15 protein-coding genes are annotated in these 14,657 nt (G+C 66.6%); 13 read left to right on the top strand and 2 right to left on the bottom strand.

The genetic code is table 11. The features are described from left to right. Window positions 1-11: 11 nt before the first annotated feature. The 3 genes from V5F78_RS06165 (at window position 12) to copM (ending at window position 2,183) form a co-directional block, all read left to right on the top strand. The gene (locus V5F78_RS06165; RefSeq protein ID WP_394069171.1) at window positions 12-518 is read left to right on the top strand and encodes an RT0821/Lpp0805 family surface protein; all 507 of its coding nucleotides are present in this window, start codon (window positions 12-14) and stop codon (window positions 516-518) included. Window positions 519-600: 82 nt separating this feature from the next. Next, on the top strand, window positions 601-1,551 hold the full coding sequence (locus V5F78_RS06170; protein WP_394069173.1) for a DnaJ C-terminal domain-containing protein: 951 nt from the start codon (window positions 601-603) through the stop codon (window positions 1,549-1,551). A 293-nt stretch (window positions 1,552-1,844) separates the two neighbouring features. Next, window positions 1,845-2,183, top strand: coding sequence for a CopM family metallochaperone (gene copM / locus V5F78_RS06175; protein WP_394069561.1), 339 nt, complete (start codon window positions 1,845-1,847; stop codon window positions 2,181-2,183). Window positions 2,184-2,273: 90 nt separating this feature from the next. On the opposite strand, the gene ctrA is transcribed toward copM, so the two are convergent. Next, on the bottom strand, window positions 2,274-2,975 hold the full coding sequence (gene ctrA / locus V5F78_RS06180) for a response regulator transcription factor CtrA (protein ID WP_394069175.1): 702 nt from the start codon (window positions 2,973-2,975) through the stop codon (window positions 2,274-2,276). A gap of 455 nt (window positions 2,976-3,430) precedes the next feature. Between ctrA and V5F78_RS06185 the strand changes: the two genes are divergently transcribed. From V5F78_RS06185 to V5F78_RS06220, 8 genes are all read left to right on the top strand, one after another. Beyond that, complete coding sequence (locus tag V5F78_RS06185) at window positions 3,431-3,826, top strand: flagellar export protein FliJ (RefSeq protein ID WP_394069177.1); 396 nt, start codon at window positions 3,431-3,433, stop codon at window positions 3,824-3,826. 270 nt (window positions 3,827-4,096) lie between these two features. Next, window positions 4,097-4,705, top strand: a complete 609-nt coding sequence (locus V5F78_RS06190) for a sigma factor-like helix-turn-helix DNA-binding protein (RefSeq protein WP_394069179.1) — start codon at window positions 4,097-4,099, stop codon at window positions 4,703-4,705. Then, window positions 4,702-5,772: an anti-sigma factor gene (locus V5F78_RS06195; RefSeq protein ID WP_394069181.1), complete on the top strand. Its 1,071-nt coding sequence runs from the start codon at window positions 4,702-4,704 to the stop codon at window positions 5,770-5,772. Before V5F78_RS06190 ends, V5F78_RS06195 begins: the two co-directional genes overlap by 4 nt. A gap of 85 nt (window positions 5,773-5,857) precedes the next feature. Beyond that, a complete protein-coding gene (locus tag V5F78_RS06200) occupies window positions 5,858-6,955 on the top strand; it encodes a sulfate/molybdate ABC transporter ATP-binding protein (protein WP_394069183.1) in 1,098 nt (365 codons plus the stop codon). Between the two features lie 161 nt (window positions 6,956-7,116). Continuing rightward, complete coding sequence (gene speB / locus V5F78_RS06205) at window positions 7,117-8,100, top strand: agmatinase (RefSeq protein WP_394069185.1); 984 nt, start codon at window positions 7,117-7,119, stop codon at window positions 8,098-8,100. A 12-nt stretch (window positions 8,101-8,112) separates the two neighbouring features. Then, on the top strand, window positions 8,113-9,180 hold the full coding sequence (locus tag V5F78_RS06210; RefSeq protein ID WP_394069187.1) for a calcium:cation antiporter: 1,068 nt from the start codon (window positions 8,113-8,115) through the stop codon (window positions 9,178-9,180). Window positions 9,181-9,276: 96 nt separating this feature from the next. After that, window positions 9,277-9,687: an NADH:ubiquinone oxidoreductase subunit NDUFA12 gene (locus tag V5F78_RS06215; protein WP_394069563.1), complete on the top strand. Its 411-nt coding sequence runs from the start codon at window positions 9,277-9,279 to the stop codon at window positions 9,685-9,687. A 258-nt stretch (window positions 9,688-9,945) separates the two neighbouring features. After that, window positions 9,946-10,662, top strand: coding sequence for a DUF2155 domain-containing protein (locus V5F78_RS06220; RefSeq protein ID WP_394069188.1), 717 nt, complete (start codon window positions 9,946-9,948; stop codon window positions 10,660-10,662). Here V5F78_RS06220 and aat read toward each other — a convergent pair. Then, a complete protein-coding gene (gene aat, locus V5F78_RS06225; protein WP_394069190.1) occupies window positions 10,593-11,270 on the bottom strand; it encodes a leucyl/phenylalanyl-tRNA--protein transferase in 678 nt (225 codons plus the stop codon). The two genes, V5F78_RS06220 and aat, sit on opposite strands and share 70 nt — an antisense overlap. A 255-nt stretch (window positions 11,271-11,525) precedes the next feature. Between aat and V5F78_RS06230 the strand changes: the two genes are divergently transcribed. Beyond that, window positions 11,526-13,268, top strand: a complete 1,743-nt coding sequence (locus V5F78_RS06230; protein WP_394069192.1) for an ABC transporter permease — start codon at window positions 11,526-11,528, stop codon at window positions 13,266-13,268. A 46-nt stretch (window positions 13,269-13,314) separates the two neighbouring features. Beyond that, the gene (locus V5F78_RS06235) at window positions 13,315-14,616 is read left to right on the top strand and encodes an ABC transporter ATP-binding protein (RefSeq protein WP_394069564.1); all 1,302 of its coding nucleotides are present in this window, start codon (window positions 13,315-13,317) and stop codon (window positions 14,614-14,616) included. Window positions 14,617-14,657: the final 41 nt, after the last annotated feature.

Here is a 14,657-nt window from a genome sequence, read left to right on the forward strand (position 1 = left end):
GAGCCCTTCCCGTGTGGCGTCAATATGAAACGGCGGACCGAGGCGACGCGAAGACCGCCTTATATAGGGCGATCGGCCGGCGCCGCACAGTCGTCAGGCCATTGGTCGCAGGGGCGCTTCTGAGCGCCGCGCTGGCCTTGTCCGGCTGCGGATCGCTGCTGGGCATGTCGGATGACGATCAATTGGTCACAGGCTCACTGAAGCCCCAGCCGGTGGCCTTGTCCATTCCGGTGGGCGAGGCCCCGCAGGGGATTGCCACCACCGATTGGGCGCAGGCGAAGGTGGCCCTCGACCAGGCATTGAAATCGCGCGACGCCGGCGCAAGCATGCCGTGGCAAAACACCATCACCGGCGCACGGGGAACGGCGACGCCGCTGGGCGTGGTAAAGGACAACGGCTGCCGGGAGTTCCGGATCGGCGTCGTCGACAGCACCGGGGAACATTGGGTGCAGGGCGACGCCTGCCGCGATGGCAAGGGAACCACCCTGTCGCAGGTGCGAGTCCTTGGACGGGCTTGAGCCCCGCTGTTGAAATAGGGCACCTTCTTCCCACATGAAGGGCGAGGTCGGCCGGAAAGCGCCGACCCTGAGGTGAATTTGCATGCGTGATCCATACGACGTCCTCGGCGTTGCCAAGAACGCCGACGAAGCGGAGATCAAGCGCGCCTATCGGCGGCTGGCGAAGAAGCTGCATCCCGACGCCAACCAGGGCGATCCGAAGGCGCAGGACCGCTTTGCCGAGCTGAATACGGCCCACGAGATTCTGGCCGACGCCGAAAAGCGCGGCCAGTTCGACCGCGGCGAGATAGATGCGGAGGGCAAGCCACGCGCCCCGGATTTCTCCGGTTTCGGCGGCGGGCGCGGCCGGCCCGGTCCGGGCGGCTTTTCCGGCTTCGACGGCGATACGATTTTCGAGAGTTTTTCCTTCGGTCCCGAAGGGGTGCGACGCAATGCCCGACGCGGCCCTGACCTGGGCGAGGACCTGGGCGATATTTTCGGGTTCGGCCGGCAACGGCGCGGCGCGCGCGGCGGCATGCCGGAGCCGGGCGCCGACATCGAGCTGACCTTGCCGGTCAGCTTCGAGGAGGCCACCCACGGTGCGGGAAAGCGCGTGCAATTGCCCAGCGGCAAGCAGGTGGAAGTGAAGATCGCCGCCGGCACGCTGGAAGGCCATCGCATGCGCCTGAAGGGGCAGGGGGAGATGAGCCCGCTCGGTGGACCGCCGGGAGATGCCTTCGTCACCATCAGCTATGCCCCGCACGAGAAATTCAAGCGCGAGGACTTTGACCTGCGCTATGAGGCGGACGTGCCGCTCCCCGATGCGGTGCTGGGTGCCAAGGTGCGCGTGCCGACGCTGACCGGGGCCGTGGACTTGAACATTCCGGCCTGGACGTCGGGCGGGCGCACCTTCCGCCTGCGCGGCAAGGGGCTTCCCAAGGCCTCCGGCGGCCATGGCGATCTGCTGGTGAGCGCCAATCTGGTGCTGCCGCCCGAGCATGACGCAGAGCTTGAAGCGCTGATGCGCAAGATGCGCGCGGTCACCGAAAAATAAGGACGTCCGCCGCGGTGCGCCCGTGACGGGCGCTGCAGCTTATGGCGTCTGTGGCGGATCGCATCGGCGCGCCATTGCGTCGCGGCTTCGGCTTGCGCCAACTCATGTCCGTGGTCGCGTGCAGCCCTATTTTTGCCGTCGGCGACGGGCTCCGCTGGGGGCGGCATCGTCGCGCCGGAAGGAACAGGTTCATGAATGATCGTATGGCAGGGTTAGTCGCTGCGGGCTTGATGATCGGTGCCTTGGCCGTACCGACGGGGGCAGCGATTGCGCAATCGGCACCGGCCTCAGCGATGCCCGGTCATGACCAGATGCCCATGTCGATGCCGGCCGCAGGCGGGCAGACCATGTCCATGCCCGCGCCGTCGGCGAACGCGACGCCCGCCACCACGGCACTCCAGGCCGCCAACGCGCGGATGCACGCCGACATGGCCATTGCCTATACCGGCGATGCCGACGTCGATTTCGTGCGCGGCATGATCGCCCATCACCAGGGCGCCATCGACATGGCGAAGGTGGAGCTGAGCTACGGCACCGATCCGCAGATCCGCAAGCTGGCGGAGGGCATCATCGCGGCGCAGGAGCAGGAGATTGCCGAAATGCGCAAATGGCTCGCCGCCAAGGGGCGGTGAGCGCCGCGCGGCAGCCATCCATCATGCGCGCATGAAAAAGGCCTCGCCGTCGGCGAGGCCTTTTGGTCGGATGCTTGGATCCGGTGTGCGTCAGACAGCGATGCGGTCGGCGCCCGAGACGGGTTCGCGCAGAACATAGCCGCGACCCCAGACGGTCTCGATGTAATTCTTCCCCGACGAGGCATTCGCAAGCTTCTTGCGCAGCTTGCAGATAAACACGTCGATGATCTTCAGCTCGGGCTCGTCCATGCCGCCGTAGAGATGGTTGAGGAACATCTCCTTGGTGAGCGTGGTGCCCTTGCGGAGCGAGAGCAGCTCCAGCATCTGGTATTCCTTGCCGGTCAGATGGACCCGGGCGCCTTCCACTTCCACCGTCTTGGTGTCGAGGTTGACGATCAGGTCCCCGGTCTGGATCACCGATTGGGCATGGCCCTTGGAGCGCCGCACGATGGCGTGGATGCGCGCCACCATCTCGTCCTTGTGGAACGGCTTGGTCAGATAATCATCGGCGCCGAAGCCGAAGCCCTTCACCTTGTCCTCGGTGCCGGCGAGGCCGGAGAGGATGAGGATGGGGGTTTTCACTTTAGCGACGCGCAGATTGCGCAGCACCTCGAAGCCCGACATATCCGGCAGGTTTATATCCAGCAGAATGATGTCGTATTCATAGACCTTACCCAGATCGATGCCTTCTTCACCGAGATCCGTCGTGTAGACATTAAAGCTCTCGGACTTCAGCATCAGCTCGATGCTTTGGGCCGTCGCACTGTCGTCCTCGATGAGCAAGACGCGCATGGCAATCCCCTTCCTCGCAACAACCCGAAAAGCGGCGTGCCGCCCTTGGTGTGCTCAGCCGACAGTGTGATTCGCGATACGTGTGATGAATCGATACCCGATACCGATTCATCTGGACAAGAGTCCTTCGAAAAAACTTTGTGCATGAATGCGAAGACTGACTCTCCGCACGTCGCTAAAGTTGTTTCGGCCGACCCGGCCTGTATCTCCACACCATCTCCCGAGCCTCGGGAGCGTCGGCCAAGGGGCTTTTTCGAAGCACCCTCATCCGAACCGTGGAGGCATCATTAACGAAGTCGGTAAACGATTGGTTTCCGACCGGTGAGGTTAAGCGATTTTCCTGGCCAAAGCGGCCGGGCGGTAAGGAAAGGGCAACAGGTCGGCGTCATTGTGGCCCTGGAAGCGTCCGAAAACCGGCCGCCGCGTTCATTTGTGCCTTCGGAGTATCGCGTTCCATGAAGTCGCGTGAACCCCTTATCCGCGCCAAGCGGTTCAAGATCGAGGATGCGCGCCGGCGCATCGTGCGGATCGACACCATGATCGCGGAGTTCGACCGCATGGCGGCGGATCTCGATCGCGATATCGCGGGCGAGGAGGAGCGGTCGGGAATTTCCGATCCGCGCCATTTCGCCTATTCCCCGCTCGCCGCCGCGGCCCGCCAGCGGCGCGACAATCTTTCCCGCTCCGCCCAGGATTTGCGCACCCAGCGCGACGAGGCGGAGAGTGCCCTTGCCGATGCCGAGGCCCAGCTCCAGATGGAAGAGGCCGCCAGCGAGCGTGAACGCGTGAGCGAGGCGGAAGCGATGGAGCGCCGCATCGGCTGGCGCATGGGCGAGACAGCCCGGGCGTGAGCGCGTCGCGGATGCCGGCCGGCGTCCGCGTGTCGGCGAAGGTCCTTATAAAAAGGACGTATTTTCAACTTCTTGCCTGTGAAAGGGCCAGAAGGGCTTCACCTTTTGAGGGTCTTGATTTAGCCTCATTTTCTTGGGGTGCGGCGCTTTCGTCGCGCGCGGGCTAAGCGGCGAAAACACGTTTTTTCGCAAAGCCTTGCGACCGTTTATTAGAGTGAGAGTTTAAGTCTCGCTTTTTCAGCGGTTCCCCGGTGCGGGATCAGGACGGTCGTGGCGAACTCGGATGTGCTGAGTGATCTTGTGATCGCGGTTTCCCTTGGGGATCGCGACGCCTTCCAGATTCTTTATGCCCGCACCAGCCCCCGCTTCTTTGGCGTCGCCTTGCGCTTGCTGCGCCACCGCGATCGCGCCACGGCCGCGCTGAAGCTCGCCTATCTCTCGATCTGGACCGAGGCGCGCGCGTTGCGCCCCTCGCTGGACGCGGCTGCGCGGACGCAGGATGGGCCCGCCGATCGTCCGGCGGCCGAGACCTTGCGGGATCTCATCGGTGATCCCTTGTGCTGGATGGTCGCCCATGTGCGGCGCGTCGCGCTCGACCTCGCCCGGGAGCAGGCGAGCGACGATGGCGCCGTGTTCGAGCCGTTCGCGGCCGAGGAGCCGGTGGATGATCCCCTGGCCAGCGCCGTGCGCAGCCGCGAATTGCTCGAACTTCTCGGCTGCCTCGGCCAGCTTTCGGAAGAGCGCCGCCGCATGGTGCTGCTGGCCTATTATGACGGCTGGACCCGCGATGCGCTCTCCGTCTATTTCGACGCGCCGGTCCACAGCATCAACAGCTGGTTGCGGCGAAGCGTCGGCGAAATCGACGCGGTTCTGCAATGACCGGTGCGCGCGAAGACGACCGGCAGGAAGCCGCCGAATATGTCCTCGGCACCCTCGATGCCGCCGAGCGCAGCGCGGCCCGGTCGCGGATCGCGAGGGACAACGCGTTCGCCGCCCTCGTCACGCTCTGGGAACGCCGGCTCGGGCCGCTGCACGAGCTCGCGGTCAGCGTGGCTCCGCCGGAAGGGCTGCTGCAAGAGATCATGGCGGGCCTGCCGGCGGCGGAGACCATGCCCTCCGTTGCCGAGGAGGCGCCCGAGCGCGGAGCCGACGACGCAGCCTCTTCCACGGCCCCGTCGTCCCCGTCGTCCCCGCCCACCGCCCCGGCTCCCGCCTCGGAGGCCGTCGCGCAGTCCCCCCGCGCGCCGGATGCTCCGCCGGCCGCCGAGGGGGCATCGGCCGAGGAGCCATCGCCAATTCCCCCGGTGGTGGCGGAAGCGGAAATCCGGGAACTGGAGAAAGATTCCGGCCCGCAGGAGGCCGCATCGGCCCGTCTGCCGTCGCCCTTGCCGCAGAAGAGCGGCCCATCCACGCCACCGGCGCCACCCGCACCCGTGCCGGCCGCGCGCAATCCCTGGCGCGTGGCGAGCGGGCTGATGGCCATCCTCGTGCTTGGCCTCGGCGGCTTGCTGCTGCGCGACGCGGGGCGCAGCGACGGGGGAAGCCTCCAGCCGCCGACCGCGCAAACCTCCGCTCCACAAACGCCCGTCGCGCAGAACCCTGCCGCGCAGCCTGGCGGCGCGCAGACGCAGCACGAGGCGGTGCTGACGCCACGCAGCGGACTGCGCGTCACCATAAAGCTTGATCCGGCAACCCGCCGGCTGGACGTGGTCGGGCTCCCGGGCCCACCGCCGGAAGGGCAGACCTATCGCCTGTGGCTGGTCGGGCCGGATGGCGCCCGCCATCTCCTGTGCGCCTTTCGTGATCCCTCTGCGCTCGCGCCCGATTTTACGGCCTGGACCGGACAATCCACGGCCATGCTCGAGATCACGCTTGAGGCCGCCGATGGCACGCCCGGGCAGGGGACCGGCGAGGTGATCCTCGCCGGACCGCTCAGACGGCTGTGATTTCATCTCGCGGGGCGTGCGTTTCCTGCGCCGCGCGATCATGCCATAAGCGGGACATCCGCTTCACCGGGGCCTTGCACTGCTTATGACCGTTGCCGTCGCCGTAGAAAATGCCGTCAAGATGTTCGGCACGCAGCAGGCGCTCGCGGGCATCTCCCTGGATGTTCAGCCGGGCGAACTGGTGGCGCTGCTCGGGCCCTCCGGCTCCGGCAAGACCACCCTGTTGCGCGTGGTCGCGGGGCTGGAGCAATTGGATTCGGGCCGGGTGATCCTGGATGGGGCGGATGCCTCCACCGTGCCGGTGCGGTATCGCGGCATTGGCTTCGTGTTCCAGCATTATGCCCTGTTCCGCCATATGAACGTGGCCGACAACATCGCCTATGGGCTGCGCTCGCGCCCGCGTGCGACGCGCCCGTCGGAAGGCGACATTGCCAAGCGTGTGGAAAGCCTGCTCGCTTTGGTGCAACTGGCGGGCTATGGCGCGCGCTATCCGGCGCAATTGTCCGGCGGCCAGCGCCAGCGGGTCGCGCTTGCGCGCGCGCTCGCCATCGAGCCCAAGGTGTTGCTGCTCGATGAGCCGTTCGGCGCGCTGGATGCGCTGGTTCGCAAGGAATTGCGCGCCTGGCTGCGGCATCTGCACGAACAGACCGGACACACCACCTTGTTCGTGACCCACGACCAAGAGGAGGCCCTCGAACTCGCCGACCGCGTGGTGGTGATGAGCAAGGGCCGCATCGAGCAAGTGGGCACGCCGGACGATGTCTATGACCGACCCTCCACGCCCGACGTGTTCGGCTTCATGGGCGAGTCCAGCCGCATTCCGGTGCAGGTCGCGCAAGGCGTGGTACGGGCCCAAGGGCAGATCATCGCCACCGCCATGGAGCGGGTGGCCGATGGCCCGGCGGTGCTGTTCGCGCGGCCGCACGACATCACGGTCGCGCTCGCCGGCACGCCGGGGGCGGAAGGCATGGTGAAGGCCTATCGGCGCCACGGCGCGATCCGCCGGCTGGAGCTGGAGGTGGGCGGCGCGCATGTGGAAGCCGATGTCGCCCCCACGGCCAAGGTGCCGGAGGCCGGCAAGGTCGCGGTGCGGTTCGACCGCGCGCGCCTGTTTCCCGCGAGCGGGCCGGGTGTGGATTGCCGCCCGCCGGCGTCCCACCAAGTGGGCGAATACGCGATCTGACGACCCGGGCCGCGGTGCCGGGGCATATTCCGGCCTACGCCCGCGAAAGACTTGCCTGCGGCCGCGTGCGGGCGCTATCGACAAGGGGTGCGTCCCGCCCGCACGATCGCACCGCCCTGCTCGGCGGCGCGGCAGCCATTCCCGCGCCCGAGAGGTCTTCCATGAGCGATGATCCCCTTCACCCGCGCCCCGTGGATCGGGCCCTCGATCGCAGCTTCCGCCATGGACAGTCCACGGAGCCGAATTATTCGGGCGTCACCTCATTCTTGCGTCGGCGCTATGCCAAGGACGGCGGCGGGGCGGAGGCGGTGGTGTGGGGCATTCCGCTCGACGTCACGGTGTCGAACCGGCCGGGCACGCGATTCGGACCGCGCGCCATCCGCGCCGCGTCCGCGATCCTGGACGGCGACGATTTCTATCCCTTCGGCTTCGATCCCTTCGCGGCGCTCGACGTGGCGGACGCCGGCGACTGCGTGTTCGATTACGGCCTGCCTTATTCCATCCCGGCGGCGATCGAGGCGCAGGCGGCGCAGCATTTCGCGCGCGGCTCGCATCTGGTGACGCTGGGCGGGGACCATTTCCTCACCTATCCCGTGCTCAAGGCCCTGGTGGCCCATCTCGGCGAGCCGATCGCCCTGGTGCAGTTCGATGCCCACCAAGACACCTGGGACGACGACGGGACCCGCGTCGACCACGGCACCATGATCACCCGCGCAGTGAAGGACGGGCTGATCCGGGTGGAGCGCTCGGTTCAGGTCGGCATCCGCACCCATGCGCCGGAAACCTACGGCATCGACGTGCTGCACGGCTTTGATGCCGCCGACCTTGGTCCGCGCGGCATCATCCGCCATATCCGCGAGCGGGTGGGCGATGCGCCGGTCTATCTCAGCTTCGACATCGACGCGCTGGACCCGGCCTTCGCGCCAGGCACCGGCACGCCGGTGTGCGGCGGGCTCTCCAGCCGCGAGGCGCTGATGACCGTGGGCGGGCTCGGCGATCTCAACCTGAAGGGCTTCGACGTGGTGGAGGTTTCCCCGCCCTACGACCATGCGGAGATCACCGCGCTTGCAGGCGCGAGCCTTGCCGCCACCTATCTGTGCCTGCTTGCCCAGCGCAAGGCGCAGGGGCAGAGCATCGCCCTCTAGCGGGCGGGTCCGATGCTTCGCAGGTTGTTGCCTTTCCTCTTCCCCATTGCCGGGCTCGCCCTGGCCTTTGCCTGGCCCGTGCTCTACCCGCTGTCCGGGCGGGCCGTGGAATGGGCGGCCTCTCTGCTGATGATGGGGACCATTTTTTCAGCGGTGAGCCACGCGGACACCGTCTCGGCCCGGTTGCCGCAGCCGTTCGGAACCCTTGTGCTCACCTTCAGCGTGACCCTCATCGAGGTGTCGGTGCTGGTGTCCATGATGCTGAACGGAGAGAACAATCCGACTCTGCCGCGCGAGGCGGTGCTCTCCACGGTCATGTTCGTCCTCACCGGCGTGGTCGGGCTGTGCCTGCTGCTGGGCGGGTTGCGCCATCGCGAGCAAGAGGTGCGTCAGCAAGGGCTCAGCGGCTTTCTTTCGGTGATCATGGCGATCTCGGTTCTGGCGCTGATCCTGCCGAGCGTCACCAAGTCCGGCCAGGCCGGCACGCCGAGCACGATCGACATTGTGGTGATCATGTTCGGCGTCGTGCTGCTCTATGGGTCGTTCCTGTTCATGCAGACGGTGCGGCATCGCGATCATTTCCTTGGCTGGGACGAAAGCGAGGAGCGGGAGGCGACCGCCGGCGAATTCTGGCGTGCGGTGCTGTTCCTGCTGCTCAGCCTCGGGGGCGTGGTGCTGCTGTCCAACCACGTCGCGGAAGGCGTCGAGCGCTTCATGGATCGCCAGGGCCTCGCCGATCCGGATGCGGTGGTAAGCGCAATCGTGGTGGCGATCCTGCTGCTGCCGGAGACTATCACCGCGGTGCGCGCCGCCCGGCGCAACCGGTTGCAGAGAGCGCTGAACGCCGCCCTCGGTTCGGCGCTCGCCACCATCGGCCTGACCATGCCGGTGATGGTGGCCGTGGGATTCCTGGTGCATCGGGAAGTGACGCTCTCGCTCGATTTCGAGGACCGCACACAATTGCTTCTGGCGCTGATCCTCAGCGTCGTGTCGTTCGGCACCGGCAAGACCAATGCCCTCACGGGGCTGGTGCATCTGGTGCTGTTCTTCGTTTATGTCATGACGCTTTTTTCGCCCTGACCGGCGGCGCGTGCTTCCGCGTGGTGGACACCGCGGGGGCGCGGTGGCATGGTCCGCGCGATCAAGGGCGAGGCGTCAAGCAGCGAGGCGTGGGCCGTGAAAGAGTTCCTGCTCTATGTGTTCACCTGGTGGAATAAGCAGACGGTCGGCACCATGCTGTGGACCCGTCGCTTCGGCGAGTTCGTGGGGCAGGATGAGGCGGGAAACCGTTATTTCCGCACCAAGGGCGGCGCGATAGATCCGCAATTGGGGTTCGAACGCCGCTGGGTGGTCTATCCCGGCTATGCCGACAGCACCACCATCCCGACCGGTTGGTACGGCTGGATTCACCATCGCACCGACACCCCGCCCACGGAAGTCTCCTACACCCCGCGCGACTGGCAGAAGCCGCATCTGCGGAACATGACCGGCTCGCCCGCCGCCTATCGGCCCAAGGGCGCGTTTCCCGGTGGCCGCAATCGTCCGGAAGTCACCGGCGACTATAAGGCCTGGACGCCCGGCGAATAAGCAGATGCGTGCCGCCGGCCCATGAGTCCGGCGGTAGCGCTGGGCTGCGGGCGTGAGCTTTGATCCCGCGCTTTCCTTGGGGCAGGCTCGATTCGCCCTCGCGGCGCCGCATTGCAGGTGATAACCAGCAGGGAATTGGGTGCGCTTCACCGTGCCGCGTGCATCGGGGAATGGCTTGGACGGCGCGCCGTCCGCCGTTCGCCGGCGCCACGCGGGGAACGGGCTCCGCTCCCTCGGCATGTTCGGATCTGCGTTTTCATGGTCAAAGTCCAATTCGATGCGCGTCGGCTGTTCTCTCCGTCATCGCGGCTGAAGGCCGGTGTCGCCCTCGTGATGGGGCTTTGCGCCGCCGGTCCGGCGCTGGCGCAGAGCCGCTCCGGCATCGAATCGGCGCCGCTGGCGCCGCCGAGCGGCTTCGGCAGTTCAACCGCCCCCGCGCCAAACGGCGCGCTACCGCCCGGATACCCTGCGTCGCCTCAGCGCCCGTCCGCGCCGCAATTGCCGCCGCCGGGTTCCCCCCGGCCGCCGGGGCAAGGGCAATTGCCCGCGCCCTCCGTGGCGCAGCCGCCCGCAGCCGGCACGCCCTCCGCGCCGGGGGATTCGGGGGATGTGGTGGTGGTGCAGCCGCCGCCGGAGCGCATTTCCAATCGCACCGCGGTCTATGCCGGGCTCGACAAGATCACCGGCCGCATCACCTCGTTCGAGGTGGGCATCGGCGAAACGGTGCAGTTCGGGGCGCTCCAGGTGACGCCGCGCGTGTGCTACACGCGCCCGCCCACGGAGACGCAGAACACCACCAGCTTCACCGAGGTCAACGAAATCACCCTCAAGGGCGAGGCCAAGCGCATCTTCACCGGCTGGATGTTCGCCTCCAGTCCCGGCCTGCATGGCGTGGAGCATCCGGTCTATGACGTCTGGCTGACCGACTGCAAGGCCACCCCGCCCGCCACCGGCAAGGCTGCCGGCCAGAAATAGAAATCGCCTTCCACCTCCAGCGCCTGTTCCAGCTGCCGGTGATATTGGCGGCGGCTGATCTCAATGGCGCCGAGGCTTTCCAGGTGGCTGGTGACGAACTGAGTGTCCAGCAGGCGGAAGCCGCCGGCCCTCAGGCGCGCCACCAGATGCACCAGCGCCACCTTCGAGGCATCCCGCTCGATGTGGAACATGCTCTCCCCGAAAAACGCGCCGCCGAGCCGCACGCCATAGAGCCCTCCCACCAGCCGGCCGTCGCGCCAGGCTTCCACCGTGTGGCAGCGGCCGCGCATGAACAATTCGCCATAGAGCCGGCGGATGCGGGCATTGATCCAGGTCTTGGCGCGGCCTTCCTGGGGCGCGGCGCAGCCGTCGATGACGGCTTCGAAATCGTGGTCGACCCGGATCTCGAATTTGTCCGACCGGATGGTGCGGGCGAGGCGCGAGGAGATCTTGAGGCCGTCCAGCGGGAATACCCCGCGCCGCTCCGGCTCGATCCAGTAGAGGCCGGGATCGTCCGCGCTTTCGGCCATGGGAAAGATGCCGCAGGCATAGGCCTTCAGCAGCACGTCCGGGGTGATTTCGACGATCGGGTCGTTAGGTCGGCTCATGGCTCCATTGATGGCGCATATAAGTTGAGCGAGGATGTGGCGCTTTGCCGCCCTCGACGGCGTGCTGCTGCGGCGTGGTGTGGCAGCGTGCGGCGCAGCGCCTTGGCGTGCGGGGTCGAAAGCGCGCGGCCGGGCTGGAGGCACGCGCCGTTCAAAAATGCGTAGTGCATTTGTCATGCGGGCGCGCTACTGCCGCCGCAGGTTCACTTTGGTGTGAGCCGCTTGCGTCCTCTTCTGCGCGGTGGACCACCTGCCATGCTCTTTCAGCCCGCCGGTACCCGAAACGAGCCCAATTCCGAACGGCAGCGCCGATTCTCCGTCTTCGACATTTTCGCCTTCGCGGTGATTTTCGCGCTGTTCGCGCTGTTCACTCACGGCACGCAGGAAACGCTGGTTCCGATCGCGCAATTGCAGCAGACGCCGATCTCGCTGGATCCGGCGATGCTGCCGGAATACGCCCTGCGCACCACCCTGCGCATGCTCGCGGCGATCGTCGCCTCGCTGGTGTTCACCTTCATTTATGGCGCCATCGCCGCGAAGAGCCGGCGCGCCGAAATGGTGCTGATCCCCATCCTCGATATCCTCCAGTCGGTGCCGGTGCTGGGCTTCCTGTCCTTCACCGTGGTGTTTTTCATGGGCCTGTTTCCGGGCCAGGTGCTGGGGGTGGAACTGGCGGCGGTGTTCGCCATCTTCACCAGCCAGGCCTGGAACATGACCTTCAGCTTCTACCAGTCCATGAAGACCCTGCCGCGCGACCTGGAAGAGGTGTGCGACGGCTTCGGCCTCACCGGCTGGCAGCGGTTCTGGCGGCTGGAAGTGCCGTTTTCCATGCCCGGGCTGGTGTGGAACACCATGATGTCCATGTCCGGCGGCTGGTTCTTCGTGGTGGCCTCGGAGGCGATCTCCGTGGGCAACACCACCATCACGCTGCCGGGCATCGGCGCCTATGTGGCGACCGCCATCGCCGATCGGAACATCGCCGCCGTCGCCTATGCGGTGCTGGCCATGCTGGTGATCATCCTGCTGTATGATCAGGTGCTGTTCCGCCCGCTGGTGGCGTGGGCGGAGAAATTCCGCTTCGAGCAATCGGCCGGCGGGCCGCCGCCGCGATCCTGGGTGCTCGATCTGGTCAAGCGGGCGCATTATTTCCGCATCGTGCTGTCTCCGCTGGGCAGCCTTGCGCGGGCGCTCGGCCGCATGCCGCTGCGCGCGCCGGTGCGCGTTCCGCACGAGGTCCACAAGGCTTGGGGCAGCCGCACCATGGACCGCATCTGGGCCGGCCTCGTGATCGCCGCCGCGCTCTACAGCCTGTGGGTGATCATCGCCTTCGTCGCGACGGAGGTCGCAGGCGGCGAGGTGGTGCACGTGCTCTATCTCGGCTTCCTCACTTTGCTGCGGGTGGCGGTGCTGATCTTCCTCGCCTCGCTGGTCTGGGTGCCGGTGGGCGTGTGGATCGGCCTCAATCCGAAGGTGGCGACGGCGGTGCAGCCGCTGGCGCAGTTCCTCGCCGCCTTCCCGGCCAATATCGTGTTTCCGTTCGCCGTGGTGGGCATCGTGGCGCTGGGGCTCGATCCGAACATCTGGCTTTCGCCGCTGATGATCCTCGGCACCCAATGGTACATTCTGTTCAACGTCATCGCCGGCGCGAGCGCGTTTCCGGGCGACATGCGCGAGGCGGCGTCCGCCTTCCATATCCGCGGCTGGCACTGGTGGACCAAGGTGATCCTGCCCGGCGTCTTTCCCTATTATGTCACCGGCGCGCTGACCGCGAGCGGGGGATCGTGGAACGCCAGCATCGTTGCCGAGGTGGCGAGCTGGGGTAACACCACCCTGCGCGCCGAGGGCCTCGGGGCCTATATCGCGGATGCCACGACGGCGGCGGATTTCCCGCGCATCACGCTCGGCATCGCGATCATGTCGCTCTATGTCATCGCCTTCAACCGGGTCTTGTGGCGACCCCTGTTCACCTTTGCGGCCCGCCGCCTGCGGCTCGACTGAGGAACCTCCCATGCTCGAAACCACGTCTCCGGCCGCGACCACGCCGATGCTGTCGGTGTCCCATGTGGTCCAGTCGTATCGCAAGAGCGACAACAACCGCTTCCTGGTTCTGGACGATGTCTCGCTTTCGATCCGGGAAGGCGAGATCGTCGGGCTGCTTGGCCGCTCGGGCTCGGGCAAGTCTTCCCTGCTGCGCATCATTTCCGGACTCACCACGCCGGTCTCGGGCGAGGTGACCTGGTGCGGCCGCAAGCTCGACGGGCCGGCGCGGGGCATCTCCATGGTGTTCCAGACCTTCGCCCTGTTCCCCTGGCTCACCGTGCTCCAGAACGTGGAGATCGGCCTGGAGGCCATCGGCATCGAGATGGCCGAGCGCCGCCGCCGTGCCGAGCAGGCCATCGACCTGATCGGCCTCGGCGGGTTCGAGAGCGCTTATCCCAAGGAATTGTCCGGGGGCATGCGTCAGCGCGTGGGCTTTGCCCGGGCGCTCGTCGTGCATCCGCGCCTGATGCTCATGGACGAGCCCTTCTCGGCGCTCGACGTGCTCACCGCCGAGACCCTGCGCACGGACATCATCGACCTGTGGACCGAGGGCGCGCTGCCCATCAAGTCGATCCTGATCGTCACCCACAATATCGAGGAAGCGGTACTGATGTGCGACCGCGTCCTGATCTTCTCCTCCAATCCGGGCCGGGTGGCGCATGAGATGCCGATCCCGCTCGCCCATCCGCGCGATCGCCTCGCGCCGGACTTCCGCGCGCTGGTGGAAGAAATCTATTCGCGCATGACCAATCGCGACGGCCCCGGCGCCGAGCTGAACAAGCCGGGCGCGGAGCAGAGCCAGGGGCAGGATATCACCATCACCACGCCGCTCACGGCAGTGTCCACCAACGTGCTGGCGGGCCTGCTCGAAGAGCTGACCGACGCACCTTATAACGGGCGGGCGGATCTGCCGGCGCTGGCGGACAGCCTCAACATGCCGGCGGACGCGCTGTTCCCGATCGCGGAGACGCTCCAGATCCTGCGCTTCGCCGACGTGCAGAGCGGCGATATCATGCTCACCGATGCCGGGCGCCAGTTTGTCGAAGCCGATGTGGACGACCGCAAGGAATTGTTCTCCAAGCACCTGCTCGCCCATGTGCCGTTGGCTGCCCACATCCGGCACGTGCTGGAAGAGCGGCCGAGCCACAAGGCGCCCTGGTCGCGCTTCGAGGATGAGCTGGAAGACCATATGTCGGAGGAGTTCGCGGACGAATCCCTGCGCGCGGTCATCACCTGGGCCCGCTATGGCGAAAGCTTCGCCTATGACGAGCAATTGCAGCAGTTCAGCCTTGGTGAGGAGGACTGAGCGGGCGCATCGGCCGCGACGCCCGCCCCCCTCTTCAAATC

The sequence above is a fragment of the Roseixanthobacter glucoisosaccharinicivorans genome (assembly GCF_043195095.2).
Classification (GTDB): domain Bacteria; phylum Pseudomonadota; class Alphaproteobacteria; order Rhizobiales; family Xanthobacteraceae; genus NCEH01.

What these genes read in the sequence shown, in the direction of transcription:
- V5F78_RS06170 (WP_394069173.1), top strand. Translation starts at nt 601, where the DNA reads ATGCGTGATCCATACGACGTCCTCGGCGTTGCCAAGAACGCCGACGAA.
- copM (WP_394069561.1), top strand. Translation starts at nt 1,845, where the DNA reads ATGCCCGGTCATGACCAGATGCCCATGTCGATGCCGGCCGCAGGCGGG.
- ctrA (WP_394069175.1), bottom strand. Translation starts at nt 2,975, where the DNA reads ATGCGCGTCTTGCTCATCGAGGACGACAGTGCGACGGCCCAAAGCATC.
- V5F78_RS06185 (WP_394069177.1), top strand. Translation starts at nt 3,431, where the DNA reads ATGAAGTCGCGTGAACCCCTTATCCGCGCCAAGCGGTTCAAGATCGAG.
- V5F78_RS06195 (WP_394069181.1), top strand. Translation starts at nt 4,702, where the DNA reads ATGACCGGTGCGCGCGAAGACGACCGGCAGGAAGCCGCCGAATATGTC.
- V5F78_RS06200 (WP_394069183.1), top strand. Translation starts at nt 5,858, where the DNA reads ATGACCGTTGCCGTCGCCGTAGAAAATGCCGTCAAGATGTTCGGCACG.
- speB (WP_394069185.1), top strand. Translation starts at nt 7,117, where the DNA reads ATGAGCGATGATCCCCTTCACCCGCGCCCCGTGGATCGGGCCCTCGAT.
- V5F78_RS06210 (WP_394069187.1), top strand. Translation starts at nt 8,113, where the DNA reads ATGCTTCGCAGGTTGTTGCCTTTCCTCTTCCCCATTGCCGGGCTCGCC.
- V5F78_RS06220 (WP_394069188.1), top strand. Translation starts at nt 9,946, where the DNA reads ATGGTCAAAGTCCAATTCGATGCGCGTCGGCTGTTCTCTCCGTCATCG.
- aat (WP_394069190.1), bottom strand. Translation starts at nt 11,270, where the DNA reads ATGAGCCGACCTAACGACCCGATCGTCGAAATCACCCCGGACGTGCTG.
- V5F78_RS06230 (WP_394069192.1), top strand. Translation starts at nt 11,526, where the DNA reads ATGCTCTTTCAGCCCGCCGGTACCCGAAACGAGCCCAATTCCGAACGG.
- V5F78_RS06235 (WP_394069564.1), top strand. Translation starts at nt 13,315, where the DNA reads ATGCTGTCGGTGTCCCATGTGGTCCAGTCGTATCGCAAGAGCGACAAC.